This is a genomic window from Photobacterium sp. GJ3, from assembly GCF_018199995.1.
GTDB lineage: Bacteria > Pseudomonadota > Gammaproteobacteria > Enterobacterales > Vibrionaceae > Photobacterium.
Window position 1 is genome coordinate 323,519 of sequence record NZ_CP073579.1, and the last position, 14,817, is coordinate 338,335.

Genomic DNA, 14,817 nt, shown 5'->3' on the forward strand with positions numbered 1-14,817 from the left:
TCGATAAAACAATTATTTACCTCCAGTTTTCAAACAAGACTATTTCGGGATCATGCTGGCGGGGCAGAGTTCGATTGTTTTTGTTAAATTTTTGTCATAAAAATTTTATGATTTTGATCTATTTTCCGACACGCTAGGCAAGCAAAGTGTCTGATATCGCAAATACTTTGTGCTGCGTATGGAGACAAACTTGCGCATTTCTGACAAGTACTGGACGACAACAGAAGAAGAATGAAGATGAAGACACTTTCTATTTGCCTTTCGTGGGCTGCGCTGTTTTGTGCGGGTACAGCACAAGCTGCAATGAATGATTATGCCGTGGTCCTGGTTCATGGTTTACAGCCGGACCAACTGAAATCCAGGCCGAATGCTGAACAGGTGACGCTTGAAGGCGCAGAGTACTGGCAGGATTTCTGGCTGGCTCATGCCGACGCCCGAATCGACTGGCCATCCCATGAAAGGATTGCCGGAAAGATTTCCACCGATTATGTCTGGCCAGCATTGAAATCATTATCTGAACAGGGAACCTGTCAGCCTGGGTGTGTTTTTGTCACACACTCAACCGGGGATCTGGTCACTCGCTACATCATTGAGAATCAGGCGAACTGGCTGAGTCAGGCTGGACTAGCGCCATTGAATATTGTGGCAACCTTCGACTTTGCAGGCGCTGGTGGCGGTTCTGAGCTGGCTGATGTCGCAGTGAACGTTGCGGAAGGCGGCGGCGTCTGGAATACCACTTTGCGATACGCTGTTTCGTTGTGGCTGGGGGAACTGCCGGACAGTCATAACACGGGTACGTTGAATGATTTGCGGGTCGCCAATGCCCGTCAGTTGGCCGCTTTACCGGACAGCCGGGTGCCACGGCTGCGCTTTGCGGGGGACAGCAGCGATTATCTGGGTGTGACATCCGGCTTCTTGCCCGGCCATGATGATGGTGTGGTTGCGAGCCATTCTTCTTGCGGCGCAAGCACAGTGGGAGACTTCAACAGTTGTTCGGTCAGCGTTGGCTATAACGGCAAACTTGCCCGCCAGTCGCGGGGTGTCAGCCAGTTCATGCCCTATCATTATCCGGTCCTGATGGGAGAAGACTACAGCCATAACGCGCTGATCGGCAATCGGCATCAAGGGGAAGTCACCACAGTGACTGATCAGGTGAATCTGGGAGACGGAAAATCTGTCCGGATCAATTCAACGGACGAGTGGTACTGGCTGAACGGCTATTACTACCGGTATGTCGATGGATCGGATTCTCAAACCATGTCTGAAATTGCCCGGCAGTTTCTGTAACCACGGTGCTCAGGCTTTGGCAGCGTCCAAAGCCTGATTGTTGTTCGGCCTGAAATCTCTCAGTTTGAGTTGAATCATGAAAAAACTGCAACGGATTGTTTTGATCGGTTCCGCTATCGGCTTGATCGGTGTTGCTGGCCGGTTCTTGTTTTCCACAGAACATGCGGCAGCAATGCAGGGGCAGTTGTCCTCTGCCATTGAGCCGGAGAGTCCTGTGCAAGCGTCGAACCTTATGGCAAGAGCGCAAAGGGCAGACAGGCGCACGGAGATTGTCTCTGAGGGTTCGCCTTCTCCGGAACCAGAAGCGGGAATTGTAATGCCCGTTGAGATGAAAGCGCAGTTTGCTGTGTTGTCTCAGGTTTATGCTTCCGAGCTGACGCACCCAGCTTACTCCCGGCCCTTAACGTCTGCAGATTCGCAGTGGCTGAATCCGAATCAGTATGAATTGGTGGCGACGCCAGTGCTGGACGGGCAAAGTCAGGCCAGTTTACGACTGGAAAAATTCAGGTTTTTCTATCCTGAGCCTGTTTCTGTGACCGTTCAAAGTGATCTTGCAGTTGAAGGGATGCAGGTTGAGCTGATTGATGTGGACACCAGAGAGCAATTGGCAAACGTCAGATTTGCCGGAAATCAGGCTCGTTTTGCTTCCCGGGATACCTGGCCGCAGGAAATCCGAATCAAAGCAACGGTGGACTTTGAAAGCGGGACAGACACCTTAACTTCGGACTTCCGTTTTGAGGTGCCGGTCGCCGAGTTGACTCAGATCGGGCTACCGGCGATCGACGGCGCCCATGTGAATATTCCGGGGATTTTGCTGATTGAGCGATCCGGCATTTACCGGATTCGGGGGAATCTGTTCACACAAAGCGGGCAGCCTGTTGCGGTGCTGACGGCAAAACAGACCCTGCAAACGGGTGAGCAGGGGATTCAGTTTCAGGCGCATCAAAGTGTGTTCTCTGGTGGGACAGGTCCAGAAACTTATGAACTGAGAACGCTGCAAATCGAAAAAATGTCCGGGTTTCCCGGCGAGCAAAGTCAGTATGGCATCAGCCGTCAGTCCGTTTGGCCGCTGGGACAGATTGACACCGGTCAGCTATCAAACGAGGCATATCAGCCCACGGCGGAGGAGCAATCGCGGATAAAATTTCTTCAATCCGCGGCTTCGGGCTGAAGCATGCTTGAATCGGTGTCTTCAAGAATCCAGTCAAACAACAGGCTCAGTGCCGGGGTTGGTGCGCTGTTTGGCCGCACCAGAAAATAGCTTTTTCCGGAAGGGACACGTTGCGGAAAAGGCATCACCAGACGACCCGCATTTAAATCTTGTCTGGCCAATTCGACGTCACCTACGGCAATTCCAAATCCCTGAATAGCGGCACTGACTGCGAGATCCAGCGTTGCAAAACGCTGGTTCTGTGTCGCCAGTTTTCCCTGATAACCCACATGGTCCAGCCATATTTTCCAGTCGGTTTGCTGCGCTGTCGCATGAAGCCAGGTCTGCTGACTGAGCTGTACCAGATCGGTCTGATCAGCATCCGGCCTGAGCAGACCCGGGGCACACAGCGGCGATAAATACTCATCAAATAACCGAAATGCTTTCATATCTTTCTGTGGTGTCTGTTCGGTATAGCAGATCGCCGCATCAAAGGGTTCAGAGGCGAAATGAACGTTGTGCATGATGGCGGAAGTCAGGGCGACATCAATATCAGGGTGCGCCTGTTGAAAGGTCATTAACTTGGGCAGCAGCCAGGAAGTAATACAGCTCGGTGCTTTCAGTTTGATTTGTTGCTTTTCATTTGACACCTGATCCACGGCTTTCTGCAGTTGTGCGAGCAACTGCTGGACCAGTGGCAGAAACTCATTGCCTTTGGTGGTCAGTGTCAGGCCACGCGCATGACGCTGAAATAAGCGGACCTTCAATTGTGCTTCCAGAGCTTGTATCTGGCGGCTGACCGCCCCCTGAGTGACATTGAGCTGTTTGGCTGCGGCAGTAAAATTGAGCTGCTCTGCGGTGATCAGAAAAGCCTGAAGTTCACGGGTTGAAGGTAATCTCATGCGTTTGTGTTTCCAGCTATGCATTTTTCTCATGGCTAGTATGCCGACATTTCGATTCTTATTTCAAATTTATTTGTTTAATTTATGTAAACACAAGATAGAAAGATTCCAGGATTGAATGCTTAGTCATAATTCTGGGTTTTGTTCAGTTTTTCATGCGCTGCGAAGAGGTGTGCTGTGACGTCGCTAGCTACGAAATTAGTACCAGAGATGGTAAAAAATCTCATACCCTACCAGTCTGCCCGCCGAATTGGTGGTCAGGGACATATCTGGCTGAATGCCAATGAGCTTGAAGAGAGTGAATCTTACGGAGAATCAGCGCGTTATAACCGCTATCCGGACTTTTTACCGCATGTGATTGAGCAGGCCTATCTGGAATATACGCAACAACAGAGTCTGGATGGGGCAGCCTTGTCGGGGAAAGTACTGGCTGTTCGGGGGCTGATGAAGGGATCGATCTGCTGATCCGCACCTTTTGCCAGCCGGGTCAGGATCAGATTATCGTGTGTCCTCCGACCTATGCGATGTATGAGTTTTGTGCTGATTCTATTGCGGTCAGGACACGTAAAATTCCATTGGCTGAGGATTTCAGTCTGGATGTTGCGGCCATTCTGCCACACCTGAGTGAGAGTAAATTGCTGTTTTTATGCTCTCCAAACAATCCGACAGGCAATGTGATTCCTCAGGCGCAAATGATCGCCTTGCTTGAAGCAGCAAAAGACTCAACACTGGTGGTGGTCGATGAAGCGTATATCGAGTTTGCACCCGAGAGCAGTGTGGTCAGTCTGATGGCACAATATCCGCATCTGATTGTGATCCGGACGTTATCGAAAGCTTTTGGTCTGGCATCTATCCGGGTCGGTTTCTTGCTGGCAGACAGCAGTGTGATGGGTTATGTGAAACGTTTGATTCCGCCTTATCCGATTGCAGATCCAAGTGCACTGATTGCGAAGAAGGCTTTGTTGCCAGAGGGGCTTCGCGCAATGCACGAACAAACAGAGACGCTGATTCGGGTTCGGAATGCATTTGCAGCGGCTGTTGCAGAACTGAGTTTTGTCGAGAAGGTTTATCCATCGTCGACCAATTTTGTTCTGGTGAAGTTCAATACAGATGATTGTCTGTATGAGTATCTGCTGCAAAAAGGTATCGTGACGCGAAATCAGGCTCATGATCCAAGGCTGCACCGGTGTGTCCGGATTTCTATCGGGACAGAATCAAGCATGCTGGAAACCCTTCAGGCTTTGAAGGATTATCCATTCAATACAATGAATCAAGCGACGGCGTAAGAGGGACGTATGATGAAAAAACAATTAGGACTGGCGCTGATGCTGGCCACCACGCTGACTTGTCAGCTTCAGGCTGCAGAGCGGCCGGTGAGACTGGCCTCTGACTTTACCTATCCGCCATTTAACTACAAAGATGCAGAAGGGACGCCGAGAGGCTTTGATATCGAAATTGCTGACGCATTGTGTCAGGAAGCGAAACTGAACTGTGAGTGGGTCACACAAAGTTGGGATGGTCTGATTCCGTCACTGCTGGCACGGAAGTCCGATGCCATTATGGCTTCGATGCGGATTACGGATGAGCGTAAGAAACGAGTGCTGTTCACAGACAAGTATTATCAGACACCAGCTCGTTTTGTGGCGCGTAAAGATGCCGGTTTCCAGATTGATACCGCCGGTTTGGACGGAAAACGTATCGGGGTTCAGTTGGGCACGATTCATGACCGCTATGTGACGGATATGTATGGCGATGTCGCCAAGATCCAGCGGTATACCGGCCAGGATGAGGTGTATCTGGATCTGGTCTCTGGCCGACTGGATGCTGCTTTCGGCAACTCAGATCAGCTGGCACTGGCCTTTCTGGACAAAGCACAGGGAGAGGGATTTCAGTTCGTCGGAGAAGCTGTGACCGATAAAGCCTACATCGGTGAAGGAACGGCACTGGCGTTGCGAAAAACTGATCAGCAACTGGTGGATAAATTTAACAAGGCAATCAAAACGATCCGTGAAAACGGCACTTATGATCGGATCGCCAGTAAGTACTTCAAGTTCGATATTTACGGTGAGTAATCCAAGCTGACCGTTGCAAATTGATCCGTGAATCAGAACTGGCCATCAGGCCAGTTTTTTGCTTTTGAGCGTCCTGATTTCATCATCACTGGGATGTGATGACCTCACGTTTTGCAGTACTTCCGACTATGCTTAATCATAAGCGCCGGAAAACAGACAGGATTTTCCCGGCCAGCCTTATATGCGAAGCGTGATTTCAGGCAGGGAGGGAAGCAGCAATGAAAGCCTTAGTCGCAGGCGGAAATACAGTGTTAGGTAAATATGTGGTCCGCCATCTGATTGATCATGGTTATCAGACGTTTGCGATGAGTCAGCAGCCGGAACAAGATAATCCGCTTGCCATTCCGCTGGCCGCCAAAGATCAGCAGCTCTCCGGAAAGTTCGATGTCGTGATTTGTTGTGCAAGGCCCGTCATTGCACCTTATGCGCAGGAATCTCAGTCGATTCACGCCGCCCCCTTGATGGCAGATTTAGAGCGTTTTGCAAAACCGCACGCGGCCAAGATTTTCACGTCAGGTATTGAAGTCTTCGGTTGTGCTCAGGAAGTCGTTGAAGATGATCTCTGCTTTGATCCGTTAACGGCTGCGGAAAGCGAGGTTGCTGCGCTTGAAAAAGCGATGAGAGCGGGCTGGACGGCACTGTTTGTTCCCACGCTCAGTTATGGTGGGCCGGATTGTCCGATCCGAACGGCAATCTTGCAGCGGGAATGCCCCAGAATTCCGGTACTGATTCCCGCATCCGGCCATTATTACGCAGCACATCTTGACGATCTGGCAGAGTTTCATATCACCATTGCAGAGCAAACAGTGCGTGAACCCGTGTATTTTCTTGCGGAGCGTCAGTGCTACAGTCCTGAAGATTTGGCCGATTTACTGGTCAGGCATGGTTGGGCTGAAGGGGTCACTTGCTTGTCATTACCCAGCTTTCTGAAACGTTACGGTCCGGAAGTGCTGGCACTGGAAACGATGCATGTCACTGTGCCCATTTCGGATGCGTTTGCACCGAAACATCGTTTGCCAAAGTATCTTGCTCAAACCCGCTTTGCCTCAGTCCCTGATCACCCCCAATAACCCGATGTCCTTCTGAAGATGAAGAATGAGTACCAATCTGGCAGGCAATAAATTCGACAAATACCATTTTAATGGCGGTTAATTCCGAATTTTTAAGTGATTGGTAGCGTATCGTTTTGCTGTTCGTTTGTTCTACTTGATTTATTTCTTTTTTGCCGTACTGTTAAGGCCTTTGTTTCATATTGGTGTGAGGCCTTATGCGTTATCCGTCTCCTTTGCAGCCCGGTAGTACCGTTGCGGTGACTGCATTCTCTTCCGGGGTGCCTTCAGCATGTCATGAACGTCTGGATATTGTGATTCAGGGGTTGCGTGATCAAGGTTTTAAGGTGCTTGAAGGTCAGTGTCTCCGTGAAAATCACGCCCATGTCAGTGCACCGGCAGCGGTTCGCACGAAAGAGCTGATGGATTTTTTGCTGGATGACCGGGTGGATGCGATCTTTCCCCCCTGGGGCGGTGAACTGGCGATGGAAATTCTGCCCCGGATAGACTGGGACTTATTACGTCACGCCAAACCGAAATGGTTAGTTGGATTTTCAGATATCAGCACCTTGTCTGCAACGCTGACGGCAACCTGTGGCTGGGCCAGCCTGCACGCTGCAAATTTAATGCAACTCCATCCGGCAGAGCAAGATCCTCTGACCTCTGCTGTGTTTTCAGTACTGAGTTTGCCGGAAGGGGAGTCTGTTGCTCTGGAGCAGTCAGCCTGTCACGAGCAAATACCGTCGAATTACGCTGCAGATCCGAATGCGCTGCTGGCTTTGTGTCAGCCAACACAATGGCAGTTGCTGTCGTCCGGACAGTTGAAAGGTGCAGTGCAGTTCAGCGGTCGGCTTATCGGTGGTTGTCTGGATACGCTGGGCCTGTTGTCGAACACGCCCTATCTGGATCTGAAGTATCTGAAATCACAATATCCAGCGGACGGGCTGATCCTGTTTCTGGAAAATTCGGAGCTGTCTCCGACAGCCATGGCTCGCATGCTCTGGACAATGAAGCTGAATGGCGTGTTTGAACAGGTGAATGGCATACTGATTGGACGGGACGGTTCTTCGAAGAAACATGAAAAGTCCCTGTCTCATGTGGCGGTGTTGGAGCAGGTACTGGCCGATTTACCGGTGCCCGTGGTGTATGACACCGATATCGGCCATGTTGCCCCCAATATGCCTTTAGTGAACGGGGCATTTGCTGAAGTCAGTTTTCAGGACGGGCAAGGGTGTATCCGGCAGACGTTCAGGTAATACATCCCGGATGGCAAGCGGCACTGTGGGGTGCAAGTCGGACTATACTCTCATGAATCATTTTCAATGCATGAGAAAAGCCCTGAACGATGAGAGACGACAACACTGCAGTGCTCTTTCAGCATGCGCGCTCTGCTTTGTCAGACGCGCAGCAGTATGCACGCCATCTGGATGAAAAAGCGGCTCGTTTGCTGGGATTGCATTCTGCGGTGATTGCGGGTTTCACCATTGTGGTGTTTGTCTCTTCCTCGCTTTTTCTGCCACCGCAGCATGGGGTTGGGTGGCTGGCTGCTATCAGTATCGGATTCACTTATGTGGGCCTGATCTCTGCATGGAGTCTGTTATTTCGGCTATTGCGTCCTGTTGCGGATTACGGTGTATGTTTACCGGACACCTGGCTGGAAGAGATGAAACAGCAGGGTGCGAATCAGAATGCTCATCTTGCGGTGGTCCGCTGCTATGAAGTGTGGCAAAAGCTGCATCAGAGTAATGGGCAGAAAAATTCCCTGCTGGATAAGGCTTACCAGGATATTGTATTTTCAGGCTGGTTGATTGCTATTTCTTTGCTCCTGTTGCTGGCAGCGAATTATCTGGCTCCGGCACTCTAAAATCAGCATACTTGGTGTCTCTGTCTGGAATCATCATGATTTCGGAATTGTGTGCATCAGGAGGGAAGATGCAGTTTGTTCACTGTACGTATGAATCTCACGGGGAAGCCATTCTGGCGATTTTCAACGACGCCATTTTGAACACCACCGCTTTATATGAGTATCAGCCGCGAACGATGGCCGTGATGCAAACCTGGTTCGAAACAAAACAAGCGCACGATTTTCCGGTGATAGGTCTGGAAAATGAAGCGGGAGAGCTGATGGGTTTTGCCAGTTACGGGACTTTCCGTGCCTGGGCGGCCTTTAAATACTCTGTGGAACACTCCGTCTATATTCACCCGGATCATCAGGGGAAAGGATTAGGAAAAGTGTTAATGGTGGCATTAATTCAGGCTGCCCGTTCTCAGAATTACCATGTGCTGGTGGGGGGGATTGATTCTTCCAATGCGGGGAGTATCGCATTACATAAGAAGCTTGGCTTTCAATATTCAGGCACCATTCAGCAAGCGGCTTATAAATTTGACCGTTGGCTCGATTTAGATTTTTACCAGCTGACACTGGAAACACCGTTACAACCTGTGGCGGGTTAAATCCATTGCCCCTGAATTGACCAGAATATGGGGCATTTCCAAAGAAGGACATCGGATGTTGATGAATTGTCCGCTCAGTATTGAAAATAGATGTAAACCCTTTCAGCCTGAAGGAAACTGAACCTCAAAAGGAGCCTGAGATGCAAACCCCTCAAAGTACAAGCGCCTTGGTTGTAGAAGGTGGCGCTATGCGCGGTATTTTTGCGACTGGTGTTCTGGATGGTTTTTTAGAACAAGATTATCGTCCGTTCGATTTTTGTATTGGGGTTTCTGCGGGTTCCACCAATCTTGCGGCCTGGCTGGCGAATCAGCCGGGTCGTAATTATAAAGTGATTACTGATTATTCCTGTCGTCCTGAATTTATCAGTTTACGCAAGTTTGTCCGTGGCGGGCACTGGTTGGATCTCGACTGGTTGTGGCAAGTCACCATTGATGAAATCCGGCTCGACCTGGAAACCTTCGGCGCACAACCGATCCCTTTATATGTGGTGACAACCTGTGTCGCGACGGGCGAGGCGGTATACACGCAAGCCACCGCTGCAAATCTGGAGCCGTTGCTGAAGGCGTCCTGTTCGGTCCCGATTGCTTACCGGGCGTTTCCTGAGCTGGATGGCGCGCCGATGACAGACGGTGGTGTTGCAGATTCTATCCCGGTGATCAGAGCTTACGAGATGGGAGCCCGGGAGATCACCGTGATTTTATCCCGGCCACTGGGTTATCGTAAAAAAGCCAGTCGAGCCACTTGGCTGGTGCGGCGAATGCTTGCGGATTCACCTCAGCTGGCGCAGGTGATGCTCAATCGCGCCCAGCGCTATAATCAGGCCATTGAATTTATTCAGAACCCGCCGGCCGATTGCAGTATCCGGGTGATTGCGCCGCCGGCAGAATTTGATGTCGGACGGGTGACAACCGATAAAAAACGCCTCGATGCCGGATATCAGATGGGCCTGGCTGCCGCACTGACAGACTGAGAATCTCTCTGATTCAGTTGAATGAACACGGATTGTGATGATGTTTAAGAATTTTTCCCCAGAGACACTGGCCGGACAATTTCAGCTTTCAACGGAAGCTGCCCATTTTCTTTCTGCGTATTTGGTGACTTTACCAGAAGCCCGGATTCTGGAGATTCCGAGTGTCAGCGCAGATTACTTTTGTGCGGATCAGGAAAATGCGGATCTCTGTGCAGCGTTGGTGCTGAAACGGCAGAAGCAGGCCAGTTGCAGCATGAAGTACTGGTATGAAACCGGCGATGAAAACGGGCCTGAGCCGATGCCTTGCGTTGGTCATCTTCAGATTGTGACAAACTGGGCGGGAGAGCCCGTTGCCATCACGCAAATCACAACAGTCAGTGAATGTCGTTTTCAAGACGTATCACCTGCTTTTGCTGCGGCAGAGGGAGAAGGCGACCAGTCACTAGACTGGTGGCGGGAAGCGCACTGGCAATTTTTCAGCCAGGAGTGTGATGCACTGGGGATTGAGATGACAGAAGAGGTGATGCTGGTGCTTGAGCATTTCAAAACGGTTTGGCCGGCAGCGTCACGCGACACACGGATCTGAGGGCTGCCTGAACCAAACTGATCAAGGCTGGTTTCAGATCGGTTAAATACTTCACCGGACTGCACTTTATTGCAAGTGGGCTGAGTGGTTCTGCTATCTTTAAACACATCTTCAGGTGCGTGATAGTTGGGCTGACATGAAAACCTACTGGATGAATCGCTGGGAAACGATCCGAAACAGCTTCTGGTTTGTTCCGGCGATGTTAGTGCTGATTGCGGTCGGGTTGGTCCGTATTGTTGTGACATTAGACCGTCATCTTCATCAATTCCCTGTCAGCTTGCCCGAGATAGGTTTTGCCGGTGGCGCGGAGGGTGCCAGAAGTATTCTGTCGACGATTGCAGGCTCCATGGTGACGGTTGCCGGTGTGGCGTTTTCGATCACCATTGTTGCGCTGACTCTGGCATCCTCTCAGTTTGGTCCCAGATTGCTGAGAAACTTTATGCGTGATCCCGGCAATCAATATGTGCTGGGCACCTTTATCGCCACCTTTATTTATTGTTTGCTCGTCCTCAGTAGCGTGACGGGTCAAAACGGGCAGATATTCGTCCCCCGAATTGCAGTGAATCTGTCTTTGCTGCTTGCGCTCATGAATGTCGGTGTCCTGATTTACTTTATTCATCATGTCGCGACTTCCATACAAGCGGATAATGTGGTGAATGGTGTGTACGAAGAGCTCAATCAGCATATTGAGCATTTTTTTCCGGAATCTCTGGGAGCGGCAGTTGAAACGCCTCAAAAGGTGCATTTGCAGCGAACGGGTATGTTTCACCGGACTGTGCCGGCTGCTGCGGAAGGATATCTGCAGGCTGTGGATCGGGCATGCCTGCAACAACTGGCGGCTTCCTCAGATTGCCAGATTCAACTGAGATACCGTGCCGGGGCATTTGTTGTGAAAGGCAGCTCGCTGGCGGTGGTCTCATCTGAGAAAGCCTTAGAGGAGACGCTGGATGATCAGCTTCAGTCTTGCTTTATTGTGGGGAAGATGAGAACACCAGAGCAGGATCCTGAATTCGCGATTCATCAGCTGGTGGAAGTGGCTGTCCGGGCTTTGTCTCCTGGGATCAATGATCCCTATACGGCAATGACCTGTGTGGACCGGCTCAGTGCCATTTTATGTACCTTGACGGGACGGGCTTTTCATCCGGCAAAATGGTATGACGACATGGGGACACTTCAGCTGGAAGAACCGGCACTGACATTTTCGGGTGTCCTGGCCGCTTCTTTTGATCAAATCCGCCAGCACAGCCTGACGGATGTCGCGGTTTCAATTCGTCTACTGGAAGGACTGGCACGGATTGCAAGTCACTGCCGGACGCAGGCGCAACAGCAGGCTGTTTCCAGTCAGGCAGAGATGATTTACCGTTCACGTCAGAACAGTCTGCCCGTTGAGGAAGACCGGGCAGATATGACGCAGCGTTATCAGGCCGTTCAGGATGAGCTGCGCCAGCTTTAATCCTTGATACCAATCGCAGTCAATCACGGGTCATCCTCGCTTGTTCAAATGTTCGATAACTGCGATATATTTTTTGATTGTAGAATCACGACTGATCTAAAAATCTGCCTTGTTCTCAAACATTCTCCCTGCGCTATTTCTGATGATTGACTGACTTTGATTGGTATTATTTCAGGTTGGATTCATGCGCCAACAGAAATTTTCGAAGCAGATTTGCCAGCTCAGTTTGCTCATCTTTATCTAAAACGGCCAGCATTCGATGCTCGTTTGCGACATGGGCTGTGACCGCCTGATCAATCAGTGCCTGTCCCGATTCCGTGAGTGAGACGGTGCAGCTGCGCCTGTCGTTATCGCTGGGCTGACGGTAGATAAACCCACGCTGTTCAAGCTTATCCAAGCGAGTCGTCATTGCGCCGGAGGTCAGCATGACTGTGTGGTACAACTGCGTGGGTGTGAGTGGCTCACCGGAGCGACGCAGGGAAGCTAGAATGTCAAACTCCACCTGTATCAGCCCGAACTTTTTAAAGACCTGATTGATTTGCTCCGTCATGATCTTATGGCCCCGGTACATCCTCCCGATCACACCCATTGGCGAACAGTCTAAATCTGGTCTGTGTTCCTGCCACTGTAACAGCAGTTTATCGACATGATCCTGCATGGTGAATTCCTGTATGCGTCATCGAATGAATGGTGAATTACTTACTTTTAATAAAGATACTTGATCTAAAGATAAAAGGCCACTAATCTATCTTTAAGTAAAGATACTTTTTCAGTTATGAAGGAACAAGACAAATGAACTATCTTTTGGCATTCATGGTTCCGGTGCTCTGGGGCAGCACTTATGCTGCGGTCGGGTTATTTTTGCAAGATATGTCACCTTACTGGGTCGCGGTATTCCGAGCGTTGCCAGCCGGATTGGTGTTATTGCTGATTCGCCCGAAATTGCCGCCATTGAGCTGGCAGCGTATGACGTTGCTGAGTTTCTGCAATATTGCCGCATTTTTCGTCTTGCTGTTTATTGCGGCATACCGCTTGCCAGGATCGGTTGCGGGGACACTTGGTGCAACCATGCCCCTTCAGATGATGCTGCTGCAATGGCTGGGCGAGGGCAAAAGGCCGGATCCTATTGCTGTGGTATTGGCTGTGCTGGGCTTGATAGGGGTTGGTTTATTACTCAATCCATCAGCAGATCTGGATCCAATCGGGACAGTCGCAGCTTTAGCGGGGACAGCACTGGTCGCGCAGTCAGCACTTTGGATGAAACGCTGGACTGTCAGCGACGCACTGGGGTTCACGGCCTGGCAGCTCGTTTTAGGTGGCTTCATGCTGGTCCCTTTTGCCTGGATGGTTGCCGGGGCACCGGCGGCAATCACGATGCATGAAGTCCCGGGACTGCTGTGGCTTGTGCTGTTAAACACTGCATTTGGTTATTGGGCATGGGTTCGCTCAGTCAACACGCTTGGCCCGAATGTGATGTCGATGCTTTCTCTGGTCAATCCGGTGACAGCCGTGATTTTGGGAATTGGTCTGGTTGGCGAAAGCCTTGGCATTCTGCAGTGGGTGGGTATAGGTTTAATTTTACTGGCTCTGTTATTGATGAAAAAAACAGCAAAGCGGGGACAGACATCACACGCGGGAAAACCGAAAGTAAAAGGAGTTCAGATCCATGAGCAAAGCAAAAATACTGTTTCTGTCCGGTAGCTGCCGAAAGCAATCCCTGAATAAACAACTGGCACACTATGCGTCGGGTGTTGCAGCTGAACTTGGCGCAGAGGTGACCTATATCGATCTGGCGGATTACCCGATGCCGCTTTACAACGGGGATCTGGAATCGGCTGAAGGAATCCCGGACAATGCCCGGGCATTAAGAGACATTTTTGTTCAACATCAGGGGGTTTGTATTGCCTCACCTGAGTACAATTCAAGTTTTTCGCCACTGCTGAAAAATACACTGGACTGGATTTCCCGTCCGGATGGGGAGGTGCCCGGGTTGGTTGCGTATCAGGGGAAATCAGCCTACTTGCTGAGCACTTCTCCCGGCCGGCTTGGAGGATTGCGAGGACTCACCATGTTGCGCATGGTACTGGGCAATATCGGTGTGCTTGTGATGCCAGATCAACTGGCGATTCCAGCCGGAAATCAGGCGTTTGATGCTCAGGGGGCGCTCACTGATCCACAACAGGCAGAAACTTTACAGGTGCAGATGAAACGCTTTATTGCACATTTGTCTCGCTGATCCCGTCAAAAAGCGGTTACGGCCGCTTTCGCTAGTTTAAACGGATTCGACGCTGATATTCAGACTCAGTGGCATAATCCAGTGGGTCAGCCCGGTCCAGAAAAACAATCCCGTTCAGATGATCCAGTTCATGCTGAAAAATGCGTGCGATAAATCCGGTCATTTCACACTGAATTTTCTCGCCGTTGAGCTGTTCATAGCTGACCCGAATATGCGTGGACCGCGGTACCAGTGCGCGGATGCCCGGAATGCTCAGGCAGCCTTCCCAGCCTTTTTCCATTGTGTCGCTCAACCGTTCAATCGACGGGTTCAGCATCAGAGTGGGGGTCATGAACGGGGCATTGGGATAGCGTGCGTTTGGTGCCGAGGCCACAATAAAAGCGCTGACAGATTCACTGACCTGAGGGGCTGCAATCCCGACGCCCTGGTGTCGTAACATCAGTTGCTCCAGTTCGGCAAAGAAAGGCCCATAGGATTGCCATTGTGAAGTGCTCAGTGTTTTGGCTTGCTGACGTAAGACCGGGTTGCCTAATTGTGCAATTTTCATCCTTGCCTCCTGAGACGTGCTTTAGTGCGTTATAACGCTTGTCGCCATCTGCTGCAACCTTTTGCGCTCAGAGCGCATTCAGCAACTATGCTTATGGGACAAATTCGCAC

Annotated in this window: 15 protein-coding genes and 1 pseudogene; 13 read left to right on the forward strand and 3 right to left on the reverse strand. The window is 50.7% G+C overall.

Annotated elements, in window-relative coordinates; translation table 11 throughout:
* The first annotated feature begins 237 nt into the window (after nucleotides 1-237).
* Nucleotides 238-1,287: a hypothetical protein gene (locus KDD30_RS18260; RefSeq protein ID WP_211651427.1), complete on the forward strand. Its 1,050-nt coding sequence runs from the start codon at nucleotides 238-240 to the stop codon at nucleotides 1,285-1,287.
* A gap of 76 nt (nucleotides 1,288-1,363) precedes the next feature.
* Nucleotides 1,364-2,458 carry a hypothetical protein gene (locus tag KDD30_RS18265; protein ID WP_211651428.1) on the forward strand — a complete coding sequence of 365 codons (1,095 nt, stop codon included), beginning with the start codon at nucleotides 1,364-1,366 and terminating at the stop codon, nucleotides 2,456-2,458.
* On the opposite strand, the gene KDD30_RS18270 is transcribed toward KDD30_RS18265, so the two are convergent.
* A complete protein-coding gene (locus KDD30_RS18270) occupies nucleotides 2,437-3,339 on the reverse strand; it encodes a LysR substrate-binding domain-containing protein (RefSeq protein ID WP_211651429.1) in 903 nt (300 codons plus the stop codon). The two genes, KDD30_RS18265 and KDD30_RS18270, sit on opposite strands and share 22 nt — an antisense overlap.
* Before the next feature lie 177 nt (nucleotides 3,340-3,516).
* Here KDD30_RS18270 and hisC point away from each other — a divergent pair.
* From hisC to KDD30_RS18315, 9 genes and pseudogenes are all read left to right on the forward strand, one after another.
* Nucleotides 3,517-4,625 (forward strand): annotated as a pseudogene (hisC, locus tag KDD30_RS18275) (histidinol-phosphate transaminase).
* 9 nt (nucleotides 4,626-4,634) lie between these two features.
* Entirely contained in the window at nucleotides 4,635-5,411 is a 777-nt protein-coding gene (locus KDD30_RS18280) for an ABC transporter substrate-binding protein (RefSeq protein ID WP_211651430.1), read from the forward strand.
* A 218-nt stretch (nucleotides 5,412-5,629) separates the two neighbouring features.
* The gene (locus KDD30_RS18285) at nucleotides 5,630-6,481 is read left to right on the forward strand and encodes a hypothetical protein (protein ID WP_211651431.1); all 852 of its coding nucleotides are present in this window, start codon (nucleotides 5,630-5,632) and stop codon (nucleotides 6,479-6,481) included.
* A gap of 197 nt (nucleotides 6,482-6,678) precedes the next feature.
* Entirely contained in the window at nucleotides 6,679-7,716 is a 1,038-nt protein-coding gene (locus KDD30_RS18290) for a S66 peptidase family protein (RefSeq protein ID WP_211651432.1), read from the forward strand.
* An 89-nt stretch (nucleotides 7,717-7,805) separates the two neighbouring features.
* Nucleotides 7,806-8,324 carry a hypothetical protein gene (locus KDD30_RS18295; RefSeq protein ID WP_211651433.1) on the forward strand — a complete coding sequence of 173 codons (519 nt, stop codon included), beginning with the start codon at nucleotides 7,806-7,808 and terminating at the stop codon, nucleotides 8,322-8,324.
* A 68-nt stretch (nucleotides 8,325-8,392) separates the two neighbouring features.
* Complete coding sequence (locus tag KDD30_RS18300; RefSeq protein WP_211651434.1) at nucleotides 8,393-8,914, forward strand: GNAT family N-acetyltransferase; 522 nt, start codon at nucleotides 8,393-8,395, stop codon at nucleotides 8,912-8,914.
* 140 nt (nucleotides 8,915-9,054) lie between these two features.
* A complete protein-coding gene (locus tag KDD30_RS18305; protein ID WP_211651435.1) occupies nucleotides 9,055-9,885 on the forward strand; it encodes a patatin family protein in 831 nt (276 codons plus the stop codon).
* Between the two features lie 37 nt (nucleotides 9,886-9,922).
* Nucleotides 9,923-10,471 (forward strand): ASCH domain-containing protein, encoded by a 549-nt coding sequence (locus KDD30_RS18310; RefSeq protein ID WP_249199411.1) that lies wholly within the window; start codon nucleotides 9,923-9,925, stop codon nucleotides 10,469-10,471.
* A gap of 136 nt (nucleotides 10,472-10,607) precedes the next feature.
* Nucleotides 10,608-11,924: a DUF2254 domain-containing protein gene (locus KDD30_RS18315; protein ID WP_211651436.1), complete on the forward strand. Its 1,317-nt coding sequence runs from the start codon at nucleotides 10,608-10,610 to the stop codon at nucleotides 11,922-11,924.
* A gap of 166 nt (nucleotides 11,925-12,090) precedes the next feature.
* On the opposite strand, the gene KDD30_RS18320 is transcribed toward KDD30_RS18315, so the two are convergent.
* A complete protein-coding gene (locus KDD30_RS18320; RefSeq protein WP_211651437.1) occupies nucleotides 12,091-12,582 on the reverse strand; it encodes a MarR family winged helix-turn-helix transcriptional regulator in 492 nt (163 codons plus the stop codon).
* A 134-nt stretch (nucleotides 12,583-12,716) separates the two neighbouring features.
* Between KDD30_RS18320 and KDD30_RS18325 the strand changes: the two genes are divergently transcribed.
* Both KDD30_RS18325 and KDD30_RS18330 read left to right on the forward strand, forming a co-directional pair.
* Nucleotides 12,717-13,625: a DMT family transporter gene (locus KDD30_RS18325; RefSeq protein ID WP_211651438.1), complete on the forward strand. Its 909-nt coding sequence runs from the start codon at nucleotides 12,717-12,719 to the stop codon at nucleotides 13,623-13,625.
* Nucleotides 13,591-14,160: an NADPH-dependent FMN reductase gene (locus tag KDD30_RS18330; RefSeq protein ID WP_211651439.1), complete on the forward strand. Its 570-nt coding sequence runs from the start codon at nucleotides 13,591-13,593 to the stop codon at nucleotides 14,158-14,160. The genes KDD30_RS18325 and KDD30_RS18330 overlap by 35 nt, the downstream gene beginning before the upstream one ends.
* A gap of 31 nt (nucleotides 14,161-14,191) precedes the next feature.
* Here the strand turns inward: KDD30_RS18330 and def are convergent, their stop codons facing one another.
* Nucleotides 14,192-14,707 (reverse strand): peptide deformylase, encoded by a 516-nt coding sequence (gene def / locus KDD30_RS18335; protein ID WP_211651440.1) that lies wholly within the window; start codon nucleotides 14,705-14,707, stop codon nucleotides 14,192-14,194.
* Nucleotides 14,708-14,817: the final 110 nt, after the last annotated feature.

Coding starts and splice junctions, on each gene's coding strand:
- KDD30_RS18260 (WP_211651427.1), top strand. CDS start 238: ATGAAGACACTTTCTATTTGCCTTTCGTGGGCTGCGCTGTTTTGTGCG.
- KDD30_RS18265 (WP_211651428.1), top strand. CDS start 1,364: ATGAAAAAACTGCAACGGATTGTTTTGATCGGTTCCGCTATCGGCTTG.
- KDD30_RS18270 (WP_211651429.1), bottom strand. CDS start 3,339: ATGAGATTACCTTCAACCCGTGAACTTCAGGCTTTTCTGATCACCGCA.
- KDD30_RS18280 (WP_211651430.1), top strand. CDS start 4,635: ATGATGAAAAAACAATTAGGACTGGCGCTGATGCTGGCCACCACGCTG.
- KDD30_RS18285 (WP_211651431.1), top strand. CDS start 5,630: ATGAAAGCCTTAGTCGCAGGCGGAAATACAGTGTTAGGTAAATATGTG.
- KDD30_RS18290 (WP_211651432.1), top strand. CDS start 6,679: ATGCGTTATCCGTCTCCTTTGCAGCCCGGTAGTACCGTTGCGGTGACT.
- KDD30_RS18295 (WP_211651433.1), top strand. CDS start 7,806: ATGAGAGACGACAACACTGCAGTGCTCTTTCAGCATGCGCGCTCTGCT.
- KDD30_RS18300 (WP_211651434.1), top strand. CDS start 8,393: ATGCAGTTTGTTCACTGTACGTATGAATCTCACGGGGAAGCCATTCTG.
- KDD30_RS18305 (WP_211651435.1), top strand. CDS start 9,055: ATGCAAACCCCTCAAAGTACAAGCGCCTTGGTTGTAGAAGGTGGCGCT.
- KDD30_RS18310 (WP_249199411.1), top strand. CDS start 9,923: ATGATGTTTAAGAATTTTTCCCCAGAGACACTGGCCGGACAATTTCAG.
- KDD30_RS18315 (WP_211651436.1), top strand. CDS start 10,608: ATGAAAACCTACTGGATGAATCGCTGGGAAACGATCCGAAACAGCTTC.
- KDD30_RS18320 (WP_211651437.1), bottom strand. CDS start 12,582: ATGCAGGATCATGTCGATAAACTGCTGTTACAGTGGCAGGAACACAGA.
- KDD30_RS18325 (WP_211651438.1), top strand. CDS start 12,717: ATGAACTATCTTTTGGCATTCATGGTTCCGGTGCTCTGGGGCAGCACT.
- KDD30_RS18330 (WP_211651439.1), top strand. CDS start 13,591: ATGAGCAAAGCAAAAATACTGTTTCTGTCCGGTAGCTGCCGAAAGCAA.
- def (WP_211651440.1), bottom strand. CDS start 14,707: ATGAAAATTGCACAATTAGGCAACCCGGTCTTACGTCAGCAAGCCAAA.